Source organism: Peribacillus simplex (assembly GCF_001542915.1).
GTDB classification, from domain to species: Bacteria; Bacillota; Bacilli; order Bacillales; family DSM-1321; genus Peribacillus; species Peribacillus simplex_B.
On the sequence record NZ_LNNH01000036.1, the window covers coordinates 1 to 19,668 of the forward strand.

The 19,668-nt window shown below is 45.3% G+C and carries 21 protein-coding genes; 4 read left to right on the forward strand and 17 right to left on the reverse strand.

The window, feature by feature from the left end; all coding sequences use genetic code 11:
* A partial coding sequence (locus tag AS888_RS25220; RefSeq protein ID WP_185113123.1) for a transposase occupies window positions 1-164 on the forward strand: 164 nt, incomplete at its 5' end.
* A gap of 150 nt (window positions 165-314) precedes the next feature.
* On the opposite strand, the gene AS888_RS17460 is transcribed toward AS888_RS25220, so the two are convergent.
* Window positions 315-1,553, reverse strand: a complete 1,239-nt coding sequence (locus tag AS888_RS17460; protein ID WP_061143447.1) for a cytochrome P450 — start codon at window positions 1,551-1,553, stop codon at window positions 315-317.
* A gap of 443 nt (window positions 1,554-1,996) precedes the next feature.
* On the opposite strand from AS888_RS17460, the gene AS888_RS26475 reads away from it, so the two are divergent.
* Complete coding sequence (locus AS888_RS26475) at window positions 1,997-2,134, forward strand: hypothetical protein (RefSeq protein WP_155645536.1); 138 nt, start codon at window positions 1,997-1,999, stop codon at window positions 2,132-2,134.
* An 84-nt stretch (window positions 2,135-2,218) separates the two neighbouring features.
* Here the strand turns inward: AS888_RS26475 and AS888_RS17465 are convergent, their stop codons facing one another.
* From AS888_RS17465 to pruA, 6 genes are all read right to left on the reverse strand, one after another.
* Complete coding sequence (locus AS888_RS17465; protein WP_061143429.1) at window positions 2,219-2,398, reverse strand: hypothetical protein; 180 nt, start codon at window positions 2,396-2,398, stop codon at window positions 2,219-2,221.
* 171 nt (window positions 2,399-2,569) lie between these two features.
* A complete protein-coding gene (locus AS888_RS17470) occupies window positions 2,570-3,241 on the reverse strand; it encodes a DUF975 family protein (protein WP_061143430.1) in 672 nt (223 codons plus the stop codon).
* Between the two features lie 337 nt (window positions 3,242-3,578).
* A complete protein-coding gene (locus AS888_RS17475) occupies window positions 3,579-3,833 on the reverse strand; it encodes a biotin/lipoyl attachment domain-containing protein (protein ID WP_061143431.1) in 255 nt (84 codons plus the stop codon).
* Between the two features lie 37 nt (window positions 3,834-3,870).
* Entirely contained in the window at window positions 3,871-5,145 is a 1,275-nt protein-coding gene (locus AS888_RS17480) for a Glu/Leu/Phe/Val family dehydrogenase (RefSeq protein WP_061143432.1), read from the reverse strand.
* A gap of 16 nt (window positions 5,146-5,161) precedes the next feature.
* Window positions 5,162-6,355, reverse strand: coding sequence for an ornithine--oxo-acid transaminase (locus tag AS888_RS17485; protein ID WP_061143433.1), 1,194 nt, complete (start codon window positions 6,353-6,355; stop codon window positions 5,162-5,164).
* Between the two features lie 18 nt (window positions 6,356-6,373).
* On the reverse strand, window positions 6,374-7,921 hold the full coding sequence (pruA, locus tag AS888_RS17490) for an L-glutamate gamma-semialdehyde dehydrogenase (protein ID WP_061143434.1): 1,548 nt from the start codon (window positions 7,919-7,921) through the stop codon (window positions 6,374-6,376).
* A gap of 410 nt (window positions 7,922-8,331) precedes the next feature.
* Between pruA and AS888_RS17500 the strand changes: the two genes are divergently transcribed.
* The gene (locus tag AS888_RS17500) at window positions 8,332-9,744 is read left to right on the forward strand and encodes a sigma-54 interaction domain-containing protein (RefSeq protein ID WP_081092504.1); all 1,413 of its coding nucleotides are present in this window, start codon (window positions 8,332-8,334) and stop codon (window positions 9,742-9,744) included.
* Window positions 9,745-9,791: 47 nt separating this feature from the next.
* Entirely contained in the window at window positions 9,792-10,001 is a 210-nt protein-coding gene (locus AS888_RS17505) for a hypothetical protein (protein WP_061143436.1), read from the forward strand.
* A 2-nt stretch (window positions 10,002-10,003) separates the two neighbouring features.
* Here the strand turns inward: AS888_RS17505 and AS888_RS17510 are convergent, their stop codons facing one another.
* The 10 genes from AS888_RS17510 to nikA form a co-directional block, all read right to left on the reverse strand.
* Window positions 10,004-10,690, reverse strand: a complete 687-nt coding sequence (locus AS888_RS17510; RefSeq protein ID WP_061143437.1) for an FMN-dependent NADH-azoreductase — start codon at window positions 10,688-10,690, stop codon at window positions 10,004-10,006.
* Window positions 10,691-10,728: 38 nt separating this feature from the next.
* Window positions 10,729-11,577 carry a VOC family protein gene (locus AS888_RS17515; protein WP_061143438.1) on the reverse strand — a complete coding sequence of 283 codons (849 nt, stop codon included), beginning with the start codon at window positions 11,575-11,577 and terminating at the stop codon, window positions 10,729-10,731.
* Window positions 11,574-11,984, reverse strand: a complete 411-nt coding sequence (locus AS888_RS17520) for a DoxX family protein (protein ID WP_061143439.1) — start codon at window positions 11,982-11,984, stop codon at window positions 11,574-11,576. Before AS888_RS17520 ends, AS888_RS17515 begins: the two co-directional genes overlap by 4 nt.
* 139 nt (window positions 11,985-12,123) lie before the next feature.
* Window positions 12,124-12,948 carry a nicotianamine synthase family protein gene (locus tag AS888_RS17525; protein WP_061143440.1) on the reverse strand — a complete coding sequence of 275 codons (825 nt, stop codon included), beginning with the start codon at window positions 12,946-12,948 and terminating at the stop codon, window positions 12,124-12,126.
* Window positions 12,926-14,263: an MATE family efflux transporter gene (locus AS888_RS17530; protein WP_061143441.1), complete on the reverse strand. Its 1,338-nt coding sequence runs from the start codon at window positions 14,261-14,263 to the stop codon at window positions 12,926-12,928. The genes AS888_RS17525 and AS888_RS17530 overlap by 23 nt, the downstream gene beginning before the upstream one ends.
* 75 nt (window positions 14,264-14,338) lie before the next feature.
* Window positions 14,339-15,103 carry an ABC transporter ATP-binding protein gene (locus AS888_RS17535; protein ID WP_061143442.1) on the reverse strand — a complete coding sequence of 255 codons (765 nt, stop codon included), beginning with the start codon at window positions 15,101-15,103 and terminating at the stop codon, window positions 14,339-14,341.
* Window positions 15,091-15,897, reverse strand: coding sequence for an ABC transporter ATP-binding protein (locus AS888_RS17540; protein ID WP_061143443.1), 807 nt, complete (start codon window positions 15,895-15,897; stop codon window positions 15,091-15,093). Before AS888_RS17540 ends, AS888_RS17535 begins: the two co-directional genes overlap by 13 nt.
* Complete coding sequence (gene nikC / locus AS888_RS17545; protein WP_061143444.1) at window positions 15,894-16,733, reverse strand: nickel transporter permease; 840 nt, start codon at window positions 16,731-16,733, stop codon at window positions 15,894-15,896. Before nikC ends, AS888_RS17540 begins: the two co-directional genes overlap by 4 nt.
* The gene (gene nikB / locus AS888_RS17550; RefSeq protein WP_061143445.1) at window positions 16,724-17,677 is read right to left on the reverse strand and encodes a nickel ABC transporter permease; all 954 of its coding nucleotides are present in this window, start codon (window positions 17,675-17,677) and stop codon (window positions 16,724-16,726) included. The genes nikC and nikB overlap by 10 nt, the downstream gene beginning before the upstream one ends.
* A gap of 1 nt (window position 17,678) precedes the next feature.
* Window positions 17,679-19,208: a nickel ABC transporter substrate-binding protein gene (gene nikA, locus AS888_RS17555; protein WP_061143446.1), complete on the reverse strand. Its 1,530-nt coding sequence runs from the start codon at window positions 19,206-19,208 to the stop codon at window positions 17,679-17,681.
* Window positions 19,209-19,668: the final 460 nt, after the last annotated feature.

Here is a 19,668-nt window from a genome sequence, read left to right on the forward strand (position 1 = left end):
AGACGATTGAGCGTGTATTCGCAGATGCAAAAGAAAAGCATGGTATGCGTTGGACTACTTTAAGGGGACTTAAAAAATTGTCGATGCAGGCGATGCTTACATTCGCTGCCATGAATGTAAAGAAGATGGCCACTTGGACATGGCAAGGTCCTAAAATGGCTTAACATAGTGGCTCGAAGAGCCCAAATCTCGTAACCTTTGGTCAAAATTTCAAAGGAATTTCAAAAGGGGTTCGGAATTTTTTAATTCCGAACCCCTTTTGTCTACAAACTGAAATCCCTTATGCAAGTCGATGCATAAGGGATTTGTGGTTTTTATAAAGTACGGTGCACAATAAGCGGCATGGACGTCAGCGTTTGTCCGGTCGCTGAATCGGTAAGGTGATCCTCCAATTGAAAGGATGCCACCGGTTCAATCTTGTTGAACTCTTTCAAGAATGTCGTAAGGGCGATTTTCGCTTCCAAGCGGGCAAGCGGAGCTCCTAAGCAGAAATGCGGCCCGTTTCCGAAAGCTAGATGCTTCTTATTATTGGGACGGTGGATATTCAGGGTGAATGCGTCCTCAAACATGTCTTCATCCATATTTGCCGCGCTCATCCACGCTACCACAGTATCGCCTTTTTTCAGTTTCACTCCCAATAAATCATTATCTACTGATACCATGCGATCCAATTTAGTCAGATTGAATCGGTAGCGAAGCATTTCCTCAACCGCTTGCGGGACCAAGTCCAGGTTTTCATGCAATTCCTGATAGACGGTATCGTCATCATATAGCAGGGAATAAAAGCTGTTGGCCAGTAAATGACTGGTCGTCTCGACCCCTGCCCCTAAAATCAGCATGGTGGTGCGCACCACTTCATCATCGGTAAACATTTCACCGTCGACTTCCGCCTGCAAAAGATCGGAGATGATATCATCTGCCGGGTTCGATCGTTTTTGTACCACGATGGGATATAAATACTCATAATATTCTCTTGCGGCAACTATCTTCTTTTCATTCACTTCATCTTGCGTTTCTTTATCAAAAGGGAGAAATAAAATATCGACCCATTCTTTGAATAAAAGACGGTCTTTTGAGGGAACGCCCATCAAATCGGACATGACAATGATCGGCAGCGGGCTCGCCAATGATGAGACAATATCGATTTCCGATTTTCCCTCCATTTGCTCAATCAATTCATCTGCAATTTCTTGAATCCGAGGTTCCCAGTTTTTGAGGCTTCTGGGCGTGAAGGCAGCGGCCAATAGGGAACGGCGTTTTCGATGATCAGGCGGATCGGCTTCAGTAAGTTTGATCTTATCGGGCACCGAGCCTTCCTTGCTGTCGGCTCCAACCGATATCGTGGTACGCTTCCTCTCACTCGAAAAATGCTTATAATCACTTAGTACAAGCTTAACATGCTCGTATTTAAAAACATTCCATGTGTTTGTCCCTTCATGATAGCTTACAGGATCATTTTCCAGCTTCTCTTTACACCATGCATACGGACTGAATTCCTCCGCTCGGGTTTTAAACTGCGTAATTTCTTTTACTGCAATAATTTCTTTCATGATACCGACTCCTCCCACTTCTTAAAAGATACCTAACAAAAGGATGGAATGTTCAACATTCGCTTACTTCGTCGATTCGTTATAGTGTCGAGCATCCCTGATAGACCATTAAAGTCCCCTTACTTCTTCACCCATTCCAGTATAAGGTAAATAAAGCCCACAAACCATGCATCATCCAGACTAACTCCTACCATGACATTCTCGCTCATCACCATGTATAATTGCTTATTTTTTACATTCCCCTTTCTTTTTCCATTTCTTTATGTCTCTCAAAGGGTCCGATAAAGACCCCCACTTCACGAGTAGAACCTTCCTGTAAATTATTTCAAAATATCTTAATAGCCGCAACATACCCCGGCACAAATCCAGCGCGAAGAATCGGTAAAAGAGAAAAAAATAAGTGGAATGAAACGAAGGGTGCGAGACTCCTGCGGGGAATGCGGTCTATGGGGAGAACCTCAGGCGAATTATCTCCATTACGGACGAATTATTTGCCAAGTAGGTCGGATTATTTGCCTGAACGGCCGGATTACATGCCAAGTAGGGCGAATTATGTACCACATGGGACGGATTATCTCCTCTAAGGACAAATATCGATACCTAAAAAAAAAAGACAAACCCGCCTTGATGGAGTTTGTCTACACTCTGACCACCGCATCATGCAGCCGTCAATCAGTACTCTTCCTTAGCTGCCGATGCAAATCATCCAGCTTCTTTTCCATGATATCCAGCCTCGTTTTCCTGCGCTTCATGGATCGAAAAAAAGATATGGCACCAACAATGATCAAAATGAAAAAGGCAAGGAAAAACAATTGATATATGATATCCGCAATATTATAACTACTCACTATGTAATCCCCCTAAATGGCAAACTCTCCATTCCATTATACATCAGTTGAAATGACAGTTTATCCTTTTTAAGGGAGATACCGCATGAAACGCAACTTTTTCTCATACTGCAGGAATCCTTGGGAAAAGACACAAAAAAACCGATAGCGAGTTCGCCATCGGTCACAGTCTTAAGAATCGATTTGCTGCTCGTCTTCCTGCGGGACGATTAATTCATTATAAAATGCTGCCAGTGTTGTCCCGATGTAAGGAATCAGCCATAATAAACCAATTCCCAAAGTAAAGATGCAAAGGAATCCCCAGCCTATGAAACTCAGGTTCATGAGGAAGTATTTCCATTTCAATCCATTCATCCTTTTTCTGCTCTCTGTAATGGCCTCCAGTATTGTATATTGCGGATGGTCCTTCAATAAGAAAAACAGTTGAGAATAGGCGATGCTTTTGATGATACCCGGAATGATTAATAATAATGACCATAAGAATAGGAAAATAGCTTGTAAAATCGAACCGCCAATCAGCTTGATCGAGGTTTTTCCATCTTTATAAATAGCGAATACTTCGTTGATTTCAGGGTTTCCTTTCCTGACTAGGTCCAGGTAGAACCAAGTGGTCGCTATCGTCAGCGGTATTAAGACGATGGACAGTATCGTTCCGAAGATATCCGACCATAACGGCGATCCTTCTTGCTCGAACCATTGTACGAAGCCCCCGCTTCCGATCACTTCGACAATGAAAGGAAAAACGACATTGATCAAGAACAAGAGCAGCATGAGTGAAACGGCTATTCCCCATTTACCTTTTAACGATTCAAGACCTTTCTTTTTTAACTCGGATATTCTCATCCTTTAATTGATCTCCCCTTTTTTTAAAACGGCAGAATCACTGAAATCATTTGATATTCAGTAAAAAAGCCATTCATTTGTTTATTACTCGTTTAGAGTTTAATATATTCCAACCATTTGCGGGTATAAATTCCCATCTTTCAAAAGAAACAATCGAAGGTCGGCTTCCTCCCTAACAGTCTATGAATGGGAAAATAAGTATATGCCTTTGAGCGTTACCATTCCATGAAGAAAAACCCTCGCCAGGCAGCGAAGACTTTCATCTTGAAAAAGATAAAAAAAAGAGCATCCCAAAAGCAGAAACGCCTCCGCTTTTGGAACACCCTCTTATTCCTCTTCAATCAGAGCCAGTTATAACAAAATCGTCTTGGAGCAAAGCTAAAGGAAGCTTTCTATTTATAGGATCCCCTGCCGTGACATTGATTTCAGTAATGTGACCACTCGCCCCTATTGAAACATCGATCAATTTCCCATCTTCCGTCTTCACTAGAAAGAGCCTCTCCCATTCATAAACATAGGAATTCTTTTGAACGTAAACCTGTTCGACGGTCCCGTTCTGAGCACATTCAATTGCATGAATCGGTTTTAGCACGGAATCACTCCTCCACTCTTCATTATTTGGCCAAAGCTTAAACCCAGCCGCGGAATATCGAGGCTTCTGCCATTTTCCTGACTCCCACCATGTAAGCCGCCAACCTCATATTCACTTTCCTTGTTTCGGACATCTCATACACTTGGTTGAATGAGTTGACCAATAGATCTTTTAATTTTCTTTGGACTTCTTCATCTTCCCAATAGTAACCCTGGTTATTTTGTACCCATTCAAAGTAAGAAACCGTCACACCGCCTGAACTTGCCAATACATCCGGCACAAGAAGCACATTGCGTTCCGTCAAGATCTTGGTTGCCTCCAAAGTGGTTGGTCCATTCGCTGCCTCCACGACAATTTGGGCTTTGATAAGATGTGCATTTTCCTTGGTGATCTGGTTGGAAATGGCCGCAGGCACTAAAATATCACAATCTTGCTCGAGAAGCTCTTGATTGGTGATCTTATTTTCGAAAAGTGTCGTAACCGTTCCAAAGCTGTCCCTTTTATCAAGTAGGTAATTGATATCCAGGCCATCCGGATTATATATCGCCCCGTATGCATCTGAAATGCCAATCACCTTCGCGCCTGCATCATGCATGAATTTGGCTAAAAAGCTTCCAGCATTCCCGAACCCTTGGACGATGATCCGTGCACCCTTCAGTTCAATCCCCTTACGTTTGGCCGCTTCTTCGATACAAATCGTGACACCCTGCGCCGTGGCCTTTTCCCTTCCATGTGAACCACCAAGGACAAGAGGCTTGCCGGTAATGAACCCAGGAGAATCGTGTTCTCTTATTCTACTGTATTCATCCATCATCCATGCCATGATTTGTGAATTCGTATAAACATCCGGGGCCGGAATATCTTTCGTCGGCCCGACTATCTGACTGATCGCCCGGACATACCCGCGGCTAAGCCTTTCCAATTCACCTATCGACATTTGGCGCGGATCACAGATGATGCCGCCTTTTCCTCCGCCATAAGGCAGATTCACAATGCCGCATTTCAAGCTCATCCACATGGAAAGCGCCTTGACTTCCTCCTCATCGACTTCGGGATGGAAACGGATTCCGCCCTTTGTCGGACCGACTGCATCATTATGCTGCGCCCGATACCCGGTGAATATCTTCGTCGTATTGTCATCCATCTTAATTGGGATGCGGACGGTCAGCATACGAAGAGGTTCCTTCAATAGCTCGAACACTTCTTCGGAGTAGCCAAGCTTACCGAGCGCCTCCTTGATTACGACCTGTGTTGATTCTAGCAAGCTGGCAGTTTCTTTTTCTTCTTTGATCGATGTACTCAATGGATTCACCTCATAGGGATAGTAATTAGGATAAAACTTTATTGATGCGTTCGATTGCCCAGTCCAGATCTTCTTTCGTGATCACAAGCGGCGGTGCAAAACGGATGACTGTATCATGCGTTTCTTTACAAAGTAATTTTTCTTCTTTAAGCTGCTCGCAATAAGGTCTTGCAGCTTCCGTTAATTCCACTCCGATGAATAAGCCTCTGCCGCGGATATCTTTAATCATAGGATTCTTGATTTCTTTCAAGCGATCCATAAAGTATTGGCCAAGCTCCAACGAACGTTCCGCAAGCTTCTCCTCCTCGAGTACTTCCAATGAAGCGATGGATACCGCACATGCCAACGGATTGCCGCCGAATGTAGAACCATGTGAACCAGGATTGAATACACCAAGGATTTCACGGTTTGCAGCTACGCAAGAAATCGGGAAAACCCCGCCGCCAAGTGCCTTGCCTAAAATGTACATATCCGGAACGACTCCGTCCCAATCAGAGGCGAACATTTTTCCTGAACGTCCAAGTCCTGATTGAATTTCATCAGAAACGAATAATACATTATTTTCTTTACATAAGTCATAAGCTTCTTTCAGGAACCCTTGAGGCGGGATGATGATTCCTGCTTCACCTTGGATCGGTTCGATTAAAAACCCAGCCGTTTGCGGTGTAATCGCTTCTTTCAATGCACCAAGGTCGCCGTAAGGTATAAGCTTGATCCCAGGCAGCATCGGTCCGAAGCCCCTTCTATATTCCTCATCGGAAGACAAGGACACGGCAGCCATCGTGCGGCCATGGAAATTCCCGATACAAGCAATGATTTCAGCTTGGTTTTCTGCGATTCCCTTAACATCATAGCCCCAGCGTCTAACCGCTTTGATGGCTGTTTCAACGGCTTCAGCACCCGTATTCATCGGCAGCGCCATGTCTTTTTGTGTTAGGCGTGAAACCATTTCATACCACGGTCCCAATTTATCACTATGGAAGGCACGGGACGTCAATGTTACGCGATCCGCTTGTTTTTTTAATTCGTCGATGATCTTCGGATGCCTGTGGCCTTGGTTCACTGCTGAATAGGCACTAAGCATATCCATATATTTGTTGCCTTCAGGATCTTCTACCCAAACTCCTTCTGCCTTCGAAATGACGATTGGAAGTGGATTATAATTGTTTGCACCATATTGTTCTGTTTGCTCGATTAATTTTTCAGTAATTGTTGTCATGATGATTCCCCCTAAAATTTATAGCGTTTCAGATGTTGTTTTTCCTTGAAGGTGAAGAACTAAATAATCAGGACCGCCCGCTTTGGAATCCGTTCCTGACATATTGAAGCCGCCAAATGGCTGGTATCCAACGATGGCTCCCGTACAGCCGCGATTGAAGTACAAGTTACCTACGTGGAAATCCTCACGCGCCTGTTCGATATGTTGAATATTATTGGAGATGACCGCGCCTGTTAAGCCATAATCCGTGTTATTGGCAATCTCGATGGCATGATTGAAGTCTTTTGCCTTACAGAACGCAACGACTGGTCCGAAAATTTCCTCTTTCATGACGCGTGCATTCTCATCCACATCGGCAATGATCGTTGGTTGGATGAAGAAACCTTTTGAATTGTCTCCTTCTCCGCCTGCCACAACTTTTCCTTCTTTTTTACCGATTTCAACGTAGCTCATGACTTTATCATAAGCGGCTTGATCGATGACCGGGCCCATGAAGTTGTTTACATCCGTTGGCTCCCCGACTGTTTTCTCTTTCGTTAATTCAATGACACGATTCAAGACTTGGTCATATACTTCTTCCACTACGACGGTACGTGAACAAGCCGAACATTTCTGGCCGGAGAATCCGAATGCAGAAGCGACAATCGATTGTGCCGCCAATTCCAGATCAGCCTCTTTATCGACAACGATCGTATCTTTACCGCCCATTTCAGCAATGACGCGTTTCAACCAGATTTGGCCTTCATGAACTTTTGCCGCACGCTCATAAATACGGATTCCGACATCACGTGAACCGGTAAAGCTGATGAAACGTGTACGAGGGTGATCCACTAAATAATCGCCCACTTCGGCACCGCTTCCTGGAATGAAGTTCACGACTCCTGCAGGCAAGCCCGCTTCTTCCAACACCTCGATGAATTTAGCTGCAATGACCGGCGTAGTACTTGCTGGTTTCAATAATACCGTATTACCTGAAACAAGCGCCGCCGTCGTCATGCCTGCCATGATTGCAAACGGGAAATTCCAAGGTGAAATGATGACACCGACACCAAGCGGAACATAATTGAATGCATTGTGTTCAATCGGACGGCTTTCCACTGGCATGCCGTCTTTCAGCTTCAGCATTTGCCGTGCGTAATATTCCATGAAATCGATCGCTTCCGCTGTATCTGCATCCGCTTCATTCCAAGGCTTTCCTGCTTCTTTGACCAATAGGGCCGAGAAATAATGTTTTCTTCTGCGAACGATGGCTGCAGCCCTGAATAAAATATTGGCACGGACTTCCGCTTTCGTTTTTCTCCAGGTCTGGAATGTCTTATCTGCCGCTTGCATGGCTTGCTCGGCCAAATCCTTATTCGCTTTGGAAACTTCTCCGATAACTTCTTCTTTATTGGCCGGGTTTACAGAGGTAATGACTTCATCAGTAAACACTTTTTCACCATTAATGATTAGCGGGTATTTCTTCCCTAACTCATTAGCTACTTCATTCAATGCCGCTTGAAAAGCTTTATCGTTTTCTTCGAGTTTAAAATTAGTAAATGGTTCGTGTTTATATGGTTGGACCATTATGGCTCATCTCCCTAAAGTTTATTTATATTTTTACTTCTCGCTTATTAAACAAGCAATTTCCGTGCCAACTTTTCATTTTTTTAAAAAAATTAATATTTTGCATGAAATATCCCATGAAAAGCAGTATGTTCGGGGCAAAATGGTCATAGATGCCATTATTTTTTGCTCTAATTCCTATTTTGCACATTCAACCGCTATACATTTAGCTATACATTTAGCTATACATTTACTAGATGCAAATTTCGTGCCAAACTGATTCATCATGAAAAAGCAGTATTTTTACCTTTTTTCGCAAAATATCTTTGCACCCTGCTGCAAAATAATCTGGCTGCGCAAATTTTCATTGCACCTTTTGTTCTATTCCTCTACAATAAGCTCTAACATATGAAATAAACTGGGAGGCATTCATGTATTTAGACCAAATCATAAAGATAGAAGGTTTCCAAACCATCCTCTACTCCCTTGTGGATGTAATCGATATTGGGATACATATCATTGATACAAAAGGACGGACGATTGTATATAACAAGAAAATGGCTGAAATTGAAGGAATGGAATCTGATGAAGTATTGGGGAAAAAGATACATGAAATTTTTAAATTCAAGGAAGAAACGGAGAGTACATTGATTCGCGCCTTACATTCCGGCAAAAAAACGGAAAACTCGAAGCAAACCTACTTCAATAATCTCGGCCAGGAAATCACGACCATCAATAATACCTTCCCGATAATGGACCAGAACCATCATATTATCGGGGCAATTGAAGTCGCAAAGGATATAACGAATCTGGAAAGAATCATTAAAGATAATATTTTGAATAAGGGAGATACCAAATACACGTTCGACAGCATCATTGGAACGAGCGAGAATTTCCTGGAGGTCATAGAAAAGAGCAAGCGCTCGACCAGGACCACATCCTCGATTCTCATCGTCGGGGAGACGGGAACCGGAAAGGAACTCTTTGCCCAAAGCATCCATAATGGCAGCAGCCGTTCGACACATCCTTTCATTAGCCAAAATTGTGCCGCCCTCCCGGATAGCCTGATTGAAGGAATCCTGTTTGGAACGAAGAAGGGAGCCTTCACGGGTTCAATTGAAAGGCCTGGATTATTCGAGCAAGCACAAGGGGGGACCATCCTTCTCGATGAAATCAACTCCTTAAATCCGAATTTGCAGGCAAAGCTGTTACGGGCCCTTCAGGAAAGGACGATTCGCCGTGTCGGGGATACAAAAGATAAAAAAATCGATGTACGGGTCATTGCGACCATCAATGAAGATCCAATCGATGCCATTGCAAATGATCATTTACGAAAAGATCTATATTACCGGCTAAGCGTCGTATCATTATTCATCCCCCCTCTACGGGAGCGGAAAGAGGATATTCCTTTACTTGCACAATCCTTCATCGAAAAATTCAATGCGTTATTCGAATTGAATATCGAGGGAATAAGCGAAGAGGTCTACGCCCTTTTTTATGATTACGACTGGCCTGGTAACGTCAGGGAGCTTGAGCATATCATCGAGGGTGCCATGAATTTGCTCGAACCCGGCGACATTAAAATCTGGCCCAACCACCTTCCCGCACTATTCAAGAAAAAAGCCCATCTGGGGGAAGCACCTGCCGCTAAAAACGATGACCATACCAATCGGGAGCCACAGGAGTCAACGTTATCTCTGGATGATTATATAGCAAATACCGAAAAGCAATACTTGGAGAAAGTCTTAAAGGAGCATGGGATGAATATCTCCCAAGCGGCCAAAACCCTAAATATCAGCCGCCAAAGCCTCCAATACCGCTTGAAGAAATATCAAGTCAAATAGAATCATTCCTGCCCCAAAAAGGCCCCCATTATATGGAGGGCCTTTTTTTGGATAGGTCGAATTATTGGCTGGAACGGACGGATTTTGGTGTCGTTTGGACGGATCATCGGCTGGAATGGACGGATTTTCCGTTGTGTAGGTCGATTATTATCCGCCAAGGACGATTGATGGTTTGTGCAACTGAAGGCAAACTGACTTTTGTACGAATTTGTCAGCAGTCTGAAAGGCCCGCCATAAATGGGGGGCCTTTCGGTTAGGATTAGAATGCTGCGGCAGCTTTTGCAACGTTTTGCAGGCCATCGCCGATGATTGTTTGTGTCCGATCCGGGTACTGGTTGTGACCTTCAATGACGACTGTTTGAGGATTTTTGATTCCCCATAAGCTGATGATAGTCTTGACCAAATTGACAGCCATTTCGCCAGCCGCCATTCCTTCCAAGGCATAGTCCGAGCCACGGGCGTTCAATAGCATGATTTTTTTATCGCCGGCATATCCAACTGGACCTTCCGCCGTATAATTGAACATTTTACCGGCTTGTGACAAATAGGAGAGATAGGTGATGAGCGGTGCTGGTGCTGTTCCGTTCCATAATGGGAAAGCGAAAACCACCTTATCCATCGCCAGGAACTGATTTAAATATTGGTCAACTAGATTGGCCGCTTTTTCCTCTTCAGCTGTCAGTTCCAGCCCTTGATTGCGTTTATACAGCCCAGTGATGGCCGTATTGCCATAATAGGGAAGGTCCTCTTTGAATAAATCCAATTCGGTCACTTCATCTGTACGGTGTGACTCTTTATATGATTTTAAGAAAGTGTCATACATTTTCGAGCTGATTGCCTGATCTGCGGGGCGATCGTTCACTTTCACGAATAGTACTTTTGCCATCTTTCCATTTTCCTCTGCAGCTGTTTCTTTATTTCCAAATAACCTACTTAAAAAACCCATTATCCTCACCCTTGCTTTCTGCTTTATTTCTTTCCATCTTAGACGACTAAATGGATCACATTTCCTGATGGATCGGCCACAACGTAAGTTGCTCCATTTTCCGTCACTGCAGCACCGATTGCTTTCAGTTGCTCCGTTACTTTGTTTCTCGCGTCTTCATCTGCAAACACGAGCGTATACCAATTTAGGCCGACACTATTTTCCTTAGGAGCTGGAACGCCGACGCCATTCCATGTGTTCAAGCCGATATGATGATGATATCCCCCGGCAGAAATGAAAAGCGCCCCTTTGAATCGGTTCACGACGGCAAAACCGAGTCCTTGCATGTAAAACTCCTCCGTCTTTCGTAAATCCGATACGTGGAGATGGATGTGTCCCATTCTCGTATCTGCAGGCAATTGGCTCCATTCGCGGTCGCTTTCTTCCAGCAGGTCATTCCCATCCAAGGGATCCGTGCCCATTGCGACTTCGCCCGCTGCCCATTTCCAATCAACAGAAGGACGATCAGCGTAGATTTCGATGCCATTTCCATCCGGATCGGTAATGTACAAGGCTTCACTTACAGCATGATCTGCCGCTCCAAACGGATATTTCGTTTGCAATAAATGACGTAAGAAAACCGCTAAATCCGCACGGGTCGGCAGCAATAAGGCAAAGTGATACAAACCCGAAGTCCGCCCTTTCTTTGGAGTCACATCGGCGGGCTGTTCTAGGGTCAGCAACGGAGTTTTTCCATCCGTCGTTAACACAGCCTGCCTATCCGTTTTCTTCAGTAGTTGAAGTCCGATGATATCTTGATAAAACATGATGGCATCATTCAAATTCATGACATTTATACTGACCTCGGAGACAAAAGTAACGGGCTTTTGATGAAATTGTTCATTCATAATGTCACTCCCCCTTTTTTATTGAAAAAATGATCTAAAGAAAGAACTGTACGGTTAGCGCACGCCAGATAAACAGACATGGCCAACAATGCCAAGTCGAGCTCGTAGCCCGCTGTTTGTCCGTTGCCAAGAAAGCCAGCAGGCAGTTTAGCCGTGACAATTGCTCCTAGTAAAATGAGTGCAAAAAGGACGGATACGAATCGTGTCCCCAAACCAAGTATAACCGCAAGTCCTCCGATCAATTCGATTCCCGCCACGATGTATGCCAGGAAGCCGGGAATGCCAAGGCTATCGAAAAAACCAGCCGTGTTGCCTATTCCCCCCTGAAACTTAGCAATGCCGTGAATGAAAAATGTAACACCTAAAATCACCCTTAAAAAAACTTGTGCTGCCGTATTTTTATCCATGTATGAATTCTCCTTTTGTTAGGTTACTTTATGTAAGTAATTATATTTTAATAAGTTTATAATGTCAAGTAAGTTTGTTGGATATCATTAGTTTCAATAAAAAAACGCGTTGCCCATAGCAGCAACGCGTTTTTTGGTGTCATTGTTTAAACGTGTAATAAATGGTTGAGTTGATGATGAAAGAATCCGCAATGGTTCTTCCGACTTCTTCACACCTCACATTACGAAACTTTGTCGCATCAACGGGTTCATATAATAATTGATGAATGCCGTCCACAGATCGGATGGCAACAATCGCTTCAGGTTGTGTCTGAAAAATCCGCTCCAGGATTTCCGCTTTATTAGGGACCAGACTGGCGATCCAGACTAAATCACACGCCCCATAATCATGGAGCGCACCGTCCTTCAAAACATAATTCGAAGGCGCTTTTCCACCATCCAGCTGCTGAATGATCCGCCTGCCTAGCGAATAGGCTTGTTCATCGATATCGAGGCAAGTCATGTTCGCTCCAAGCTCTTGCTGAAGCAGCAATGGACTCAAAGGCAAAGGGCCCGTACCAACAAAGGCAAAGGAACGGATTTCTCCCTTCACTTTCTGTAATTCTTTCATTTCCGTTTTGATCAGTTCTTTGTAGTTCTCCCAATAAAGGAAGGAATGAAAATCCTCCAGGGTGCTCACCTTGCCGACATATGATTGGGCATAATGCTCCTCCATCAACGTCTCAGCGATGGCCAGCTTAGCAAGCATGCTGCACCGTATCGATCGGATTTCATCGAGATTGAGGATTTCTGCTGCCAAGTGCTGGTCCAGCGGTTTGGAAACAACCGAAACAAGCTCGGATAATACACGGTTGATGATTGCATTATTAGGAGATAAATCGGTTTCTTTCCGTAAGGTTTCATAAGCCTCCACATATGTATGGATGATTTTTTCTTGGTTTCTAGACCATTTGATCGCTTTCAAGGCGAACACCTCTCTTAGGAAATATTTTTTTGCTTAACTGCGGTATATACAATGCCAAAAACACGGAACGCCCTAGGCTGAAGACCGTAAAGGCGAGCCATAATCCATGGTTTTGATACATCGGCACAAAGTAATACAGCGTCCCGAAAAAAGCAATCAAGGAGTAAATCATCGAATTCCGAACCGGCGCAGCCTCGGTTGCCCCTGTAAAAACACCATAGAAAACGATTCCTACACTCGCTGTGATCGGGAACAGGATCAACCAAAATCCATAAGCATGTGCCCTTTCAATGACACCTGGGATCCGTGTAAAGAGCGTAAGAAGGGAATCACCGAATAGGTAGTAACCGGCGGCCATCAGCAGCGAAGTGATCACTCCCCATTGCAAGGACAGGAACAAAGTCTTCTTATATAAATGCTTATCTCCCGAACCGACCGCTTTCCCGACCAAAATGCTTGAAGCGTTTGCCAACCCATCAAAAAAGTATGCCATCATATAGTGGATTTGGATGAGCACGGCATTGGCAGCCAATACCTCCGTTCCATACGAGGCGCCCTTTGCCGTGAATATATTGAAAACGGTCAGCAAACAGAGCGTTCTGATGAATAAATCACGATTCACCGACATCATTTTCTTAATCGATGAGGCATCGACCATCTCTTTTAAAGAAGGCATTTCAAATCGATGCTGAAAAGCATTCCAAATAATGAATAACCCAGCGAAAAAGGCTGTCACTTCCGAGAGCAGCGTGGCTATCGCTACACCTGACACGCCCATTGCGAATACATGGACGAACACCAGAGCCAAAAGTATATTCATGAGGTTCATGAGCACCTGCAATAGTAACGAAACCTTGATTTTGGCCATCCCCATCAGCCATCCCAAGATGACGTAATTCATCAAGGTAAAAGGAATCCCCCATATTCGGATGCCGAGGTACTCTGCGGCAAATACGCGGACGTCTGCATCCGGATCCATCAAGGTTAGAGCAACTCGTTCAATTGGTCCTTGAAGCAATATGAAGCTAATCCCGACAACTAAGGCCAAGATGAAGGGCCTTATGAAAGCGAATTTCCCTTCCCTTTCGTCGTTTGCCCCAAGCGCTTGTGCAGCAAATCCCGACGTGCTCACCCGCAAAAACCCAAACAGCCAATATAAAGTGTTAAACACGACTGTACCGATTGCCACGCCGCCCAAATAGGCAGGATCGGGCAGCTGCCCCACAACGGCGGTGTCAACCGCACCTAGGAGGGGCGTCGTTATCGTCGAGATGGTCAGAGGAATGGCCAAAGCCAAATATGATCGATGGTTCACCTTGCTTCCTCCCTGGATTCAAAAATTAAAAAACGAAATCATTTCGATTTACACGCTAAACTCGTTCCAAGCTATTCACTCAAACAGTGAAATCAATTCTTTCGTATAGGGATGACGGCTCTCAGAAAAGAGCTGCTCCTTCTTGAAGGAATCCACGATTTCCCCTTCTTTCATCACCATGATTCTTTGGCACATTTCCTGTACAGCCGAGAGATCATGGGAAATGAACAGGTAAGACATATCCAACCTTTCACGCAGCTCCGCCATCAATGCAAGCACCGACGCCTGTGAGAGAACGTCCAGGCTTGAGGCAGGCTCATCCAGGATAATGAGGCTCGGTTCAGTGCTGACGGCCCTGGCGATGGTCACGCGTTGCTTTTGTCCGCCGCTTAACTCATGGGGATAACGATCGGCCAAATTCTTTGGCAGTTCCACCATTTCCAATAACTGAGAAATAAATTCACCTTCACTTGTATACGAAAAATGCTTCATTTCAATCTGATCCCCAAATTGCTGAAAAGGATCGATCAATGACTCCTTTACCTTTAGTTTCGGATTCAGGCCGGAAGCAGGATTTTGCAAAACGGCCTGAATGTTTTTTCGGTATGGTTTTAAAAGGCGATCACTTTTGTTATGCAGCGCCGTTCCCTTATATGAGATGGCGCCTTGGTCAATAGGCTCAATTCCCAGGATGCACCGCGCAAGTGTGCTCTTTCCGCACCCGCTTTCCCCGATTAAGCCTAGGCATTCCTTGCTATCGATGCCAAAATTCACGTTCCTGAGTACTTCCTCTCCACTATCGTATGTTTTATGGATATTTCGTATGTCTAATAAACGCATCCTAAGGCTCCTTCACGCTTTATTGCACTTTTTCTGAGTGATGGCGATGCATGAATCAGCCTATCGGTATAAGGATGCTCGGGATGATTGAGGACCTGGTTTTTATCCCCGCTTTCAATCATCACGCCATCTTTCATCACCCCTATGCGGTCCGCATATTTCCTGACATGACGTAAATCATGGGTGATGAACAAGATTGCACATCCGGTAACCGCCTGGAGCCCTGATAACAGCTCCAAAATTTTAAAAGAGGATACACTGTCCAAGGCTGTAGTCGGCTCATCCGCTATCAATAAATCGGGCTTAAGCAAAAGCGCCAATGAAATCGATACCCGCTGAAGCTGGCCGCCACTTAATTGAAAGGGATATCTGCTGTAGATATCGCCATCCAGACCCACTGATACGAGCGCGTCGACAGCTTGAATCCGTCGCGCCTGTTTGGACAGGTCAAGATGTGTCCGCTGATATTCTTCGAAATGCTGGCCGATGGTAAGGAACGGTGTGAATGAACTTTGGTAATCTTGAAAAATATAAGCTATGCGCTTTCCGCGAAGCTTCCTGATGGCTGGTTCTGATAACGTCAATACATTCTTTCCCTCGTACCAAATTTCCCCCTGAGCCTCGAGGTTGGGTGCAAGCAGCCGCCCAATCGCCATAGCCGTCAGGCTTTTGCCGCTGCCGCTTTGACCGACGAGAGCCAGCCACTCCCCTTCTCGCACATCAAACGAAAGACCTTTGATGATATGATTTTGTTTGCCCATGATATGTAGATGCCGCACCTTTAAAAGGGTCATGATTCCACCTCCTTCTTCACATCGAATGCATCGCGGAAATAATCGCCGAGTATATTCGATAAAAAAACGACGCATACGATGGCGAGCCCCGGATAAATCATCAAGGACTGATTGGATTGGAAGTATGGGCGGGCATCGTTCAGCATCGCCCCCCACTCCGGTGCTGGCGGCTGGGCACCAAGCCCAATATACGATAAGGAAGATATGAGCAAGATGATCTTGCCTAAATCGAGACTTGAAAGGACGAGCACGTTTCCGATGATGTGCGGAAATAGATGTTTTTTCATGATCCTACAGGTGCTTAGTCCATTGATCTTGGCCATGATGACATAGTCCTTCTGGCGCTCGGTGATCACTGTGCTCCTCACAAGCCGGGCATAATTCACCCATTTCACAACCACGACCGCCAACAGCAGATTTTCGATTCCCGGTCCTAAAAGGCCACTCAGCACGATGGCCACGATCGTATCCGGAAACGCCAGGAACGCATCTGCCACGCGCATGAAGATGCGGTCGATCACACCGCCTTTAAACCCGGAAATCAACCCGAATGGAACCCCGATGATAACCGCGGCAAATAAAGCGACAAGCCCATAGCCAACCGTCAGCTGGGCACCAAGCAATAGACGCGTCAATACATCACGCCCAAGGTGATCCGTGCCCAATGGATGTTCCGGACTTGACGGCAATAGCCTTTCTCCAAGATTGACCAGCGCCGGATCATGGTTCAGGAACAGAAAAGTGTAGGCCGCAACGGCTAATACCAAAGCCAGCACCGTAAAAATGACGGCCTTCTTCCCCTTCCTTTTGAATGGTTCTTTTATCGTTAACTCCATTTTCGTTGATTCCTTTCCTTCAATCTAAGCTGAGGGTTTACATACCGATACGTTAAATCAACGGCACTGTTGACCATGAATATAATGATGGCCATGACCAATAGGTACCCTTGGATGACCGGGTAATCCCGCGACCGGATCGAGTCCACCACCATCTTGCCTATGCCTGGATAGGCGAAGATCACCTCGATTACGACTACACCGCCGATCAAGCTGCCAAGGCTGACACCGAATACGGTAATGACCGGAGGCAAGCTATAGCGAAATGCATGAGCAAAGAATATCCTCATTTCGGAAATCCCCCTTGACCGGGCAGCCCTGATGAACTCCTGACTAAGCGAATCAATCAAACTTGAGCGCAGCAAGCGGACGTATACGCTGGTGATGGCGAGCCCCAAAGTGACGGACGGCAGAATCAAGGAAGGGAGTCCGTCCCTCCCCATCGTAGGAAGGGCCCCCAAGCGCACCGCAAAAAGATCAATCAAAAGCAGTCCTAGCCAAAAGCTGGGTATGGCGGCACCTACTAAAGAAACGGCCCGGCTTAGCTGATCGATCAAGCGCCCCCTGTGCAAAGCAGCAAGAGAACCTAAAGGAAGTGCTATGATAAGCATGACAAGCAATCCCCCGATTGCCAGCTCCAGTGTTGCAGGCAAACCGCTCATGATCATCTCCATCACAGGCTGGTTCGTAAGGTAGGAACGGCCGAAATCCAAGTGAATGAAGTTCATGAACCAATGCCCATATTGAACGAGCAGCGGCTCATTGAAGCCCAATTCTTCCCTTAGCTCATTGACCTGTTCATTTGTGATCGATACATCATCCACTTGAAGTATCGATAGGACCGGATCGCCCGGGGCAAGCCGGACAAACAGGAAGGAGATGAATGTAACCGTAAGGACAAACATCACGACCTCAATGAATCGCCTAACTAAAATGCCAAACATTTCACTTCACATCCAGTTCATTCGTCAGCATGTAGTATTCGCTTCTGGAAGTGACCCAGTTTTTCACTTTAGCGGCGTCATAAGCAACGAGTGTATTCGGGTGTAAAATGAATGAATTATACACTTGTTCATCCACGTATAATGCAATATCCTCAGCGATATCCGAGCGTTTTTCCTGTTCGACCGTCATATTCAGCTCATCGATCATCTCCGTCAGATGATCATCATCCGCCCCACTGAAGTTCAAGGCTCCATTCGGATGATAGGTTGCATTCAAGTAGTAACCGGCATCCCCACGCGGAGCCGTCAAATTACTGTAGGTCGTTAAATCCCAATCCCTGTTGGTGGCCATATATTCTTCCGGGATTTCTATTTGCTTGATATCGACATCGATTCCCAATTGGCCGGCATCCGATTGAAAAACTTGTGCGATCAGTGGTAAATCGGCACGTGAACTGTAGGTTAAAAGGGTAAACGTTAGCGGTTTGCCATCCTTTTGCATGACCTCATTCACTTCCTGATATCCTGCCTGCTCAAGAAACGATCTTGCCGCCTCCATCCCCTTCCCTTTTTCCGGATAGTCAGGAGCAAAAGAGAACGTCGATGGAAACGGCCCTTTGGCAACCTCTGCATGGCCATGCAAAATCGTTTCCGCAATCGTTGAACGATCGATCAAAGCATCAATGGCCTTTCGGACGTTAATGTCCTGCAGCGCTTTCCGTTCCAGATTCATCGTCATTTGATGCACCCGGAAGGTAGAGGTCGATTCCACCTTCACACCATCTATCGCTTCTAAACTTTCAAGACTTTCGACTTCCGGCCGAAAGACAATATCGGCATCTCCCGATTCAAGGGCAAGAGACCGGGCGTTGGCATCTTCATTAAAAGAAAACCTTGCTTTTGCAAGCTTCGCAGCTCCATTCCAGTAAGCCTCGTAACGTATTAAATCAACCGCCGTGCCCGGGGTGAATTTCGAGACGGCAAATGGCCCCGTCCCTATCGGCTTGTTCATGAAGTCGCTTTCCGTTACATCCATGATCGATGTATTGGGATGGACCAATTCCGATGGAAACTCCGGAAAGGGCCCCTCCGTCTTGATCGTCAGCGTATTTCCCTTCGCTGTTATCGATTCAATGCGCAAGGCATTCTTGATCGCGAGGCTGTCCTTCATCGCCCGCTCCAACGACGCCTTCACGGCTTGTCCGTCCATCTTCTTTCCATTCTGAAACGTCACTCCGTCCCTAAGCTCGAACTCCCATAACTGACCATCCTTGCTGCTCCAGCTTTTGGCCAGCCATGGCTCGATGGTCGAATCCTTATCATTGAGATGCACCAATGTCTCCGTAATGCCAGCCCGCAAGGACACATAACTTGTATCCACATTGGGATCGAGCGAGCCCGTCGCAAAATTAAACAGCAAGTTCACCTCCTTCCCCCCTCTCCCTTGCTCCTTGGATGACTCCTTAGCACAAGCAGCCAAAACAAAAAATGTTAGACATAAGATAATAATTGATTGATATTTTCTCGACATCATCCGTTTCCTCCATGATTCCTACATTCTATTAAATCGAAAACATTACGATTTAAAAACGATGAATTTGTGCTTCCAGCCTTTATGTATAGTAAAGATATGCTGTCCTCTTAGCTACGTAAATCCTGCCAAACGCGAGTATTTGCACTGAACTGGTCTGGAATTGCACTAGCCTTTAAATGCTGAAACGATTCCCTCCTTCACCCAAATCATAAAGATTACGATTTAGCAACGATGATCGCTGCCAGTATTTCTCGCCAGCTTCATTATAAAACGCAATCATTACTATTTACAAGCGTTTTTTAAAATTAGTGGTTCTATTTTAAAACGATAAAAGCACAGTAGTTGTTTAACTACTGTGCTCAGACTGTAGACAAACTCGATGAAAATCGAGTTTGTCTATTTTTATGGCCTGTACAATTTAGACGTTGATTTCCACTCCAGGCACTCGCTTTCCGCG

What these genes read in the sequence shown, in the direction of transcription:
- AS888_RS17470 (WP_061143430.1), bottom strand. Translation starts at nt 3,241, where the DNA reads ATGAGAATATCCGAGTTAAAAAAGAAAGGTCTTGAATCGTTAAAAGGT.
- AS888_RS17540 (WP_061143443.1), bottom strand. Translation starts at nt 15,897, where the DNA reads ATGACCCTTTTAAAGGTGCGGCATCTACATATCATGGGCAAACAAAAT.
- AS888_RS17510 (WP_061143437.1), bottom strand. Translation starts at nt 10,690, where the DNA reads ATGGGTTTTTTAAGTAGGTTATTTGGAAATAAAGAAACAGCTGCAGAG.
- AS888_RS17485 (WP_061143433.1), bottom strand. Translation starts at nt 6,355, where the DNA reads ATGACAACAATTACTGAAAAATTAATCGAGCAAACAGAACAATATGGT.
- AS888_RS17535 (WP_061143442.1), bottom strand. Translation starts at nt 15,103, where the DNA reads ATGCGTTTATTAGACATACGAAATATCCATAAAACATACGATAGTGGA.
- nikC (WP_061143444.1), bottom strand. Translation starts at nt 16,733, where the DNA reads ATGGAGTTAACGATAAAAGAACCATTCAAAAGGAAGGGGAAGAAGGCC.
- AS888_RS17515 (WP_061143438.1), bottom strand. Translation starts at nt 11,577, where the DNA reads ATGAATGAACAATTTCATCAAAAGCCCGTTACTTTTGTCTCCGAGGTC.
- nikA (WP_061143446.1), bottom strand. Translation starts at nt 19,208, where the DNA reads ATGTCGAGAAAATATCAATCAATTATTATCTTATGTCTAACATTTTTT.
- pruA (WP_061143434.1), bottom strand. Translation starts at nt 7,921, where the DNA reads ATGGTCCAACCATATAAACACGAACCATTTACTAATTTTAAACTCGAA.
- AS888_RS17500 (WP_081092504.1), top strand. Translation starts at nt 8,332, where the DNA reads ATGTATTTAGACCAAATCATAAAGATAGAAGGTTTCCAAACCATCCTC.
- AS888_RS17520 (WP_061143439.1), bottom strand. Translation starts at nt 11,984, where the DNA reads ATGGATAAAAATACGGCAGCACAAGTTTTTTTAAGGGTGATTTTAGGT.
- nikB (WP_061143445.1), bottom strand. Translation starts at nt 17,677, where the DNA reads ATGTTTGGCATTTTAGTTAGGCGATTCATTGAGGTCGTGATGTTTGTC.
- AS888_RS26475 (WP_155645536.1), top strand. Translation starts at nt 1,997, where the DNA reads ATGGGGAGAACCTCAGGCGAATTATCTCCATTACGGACGAATTATTTG.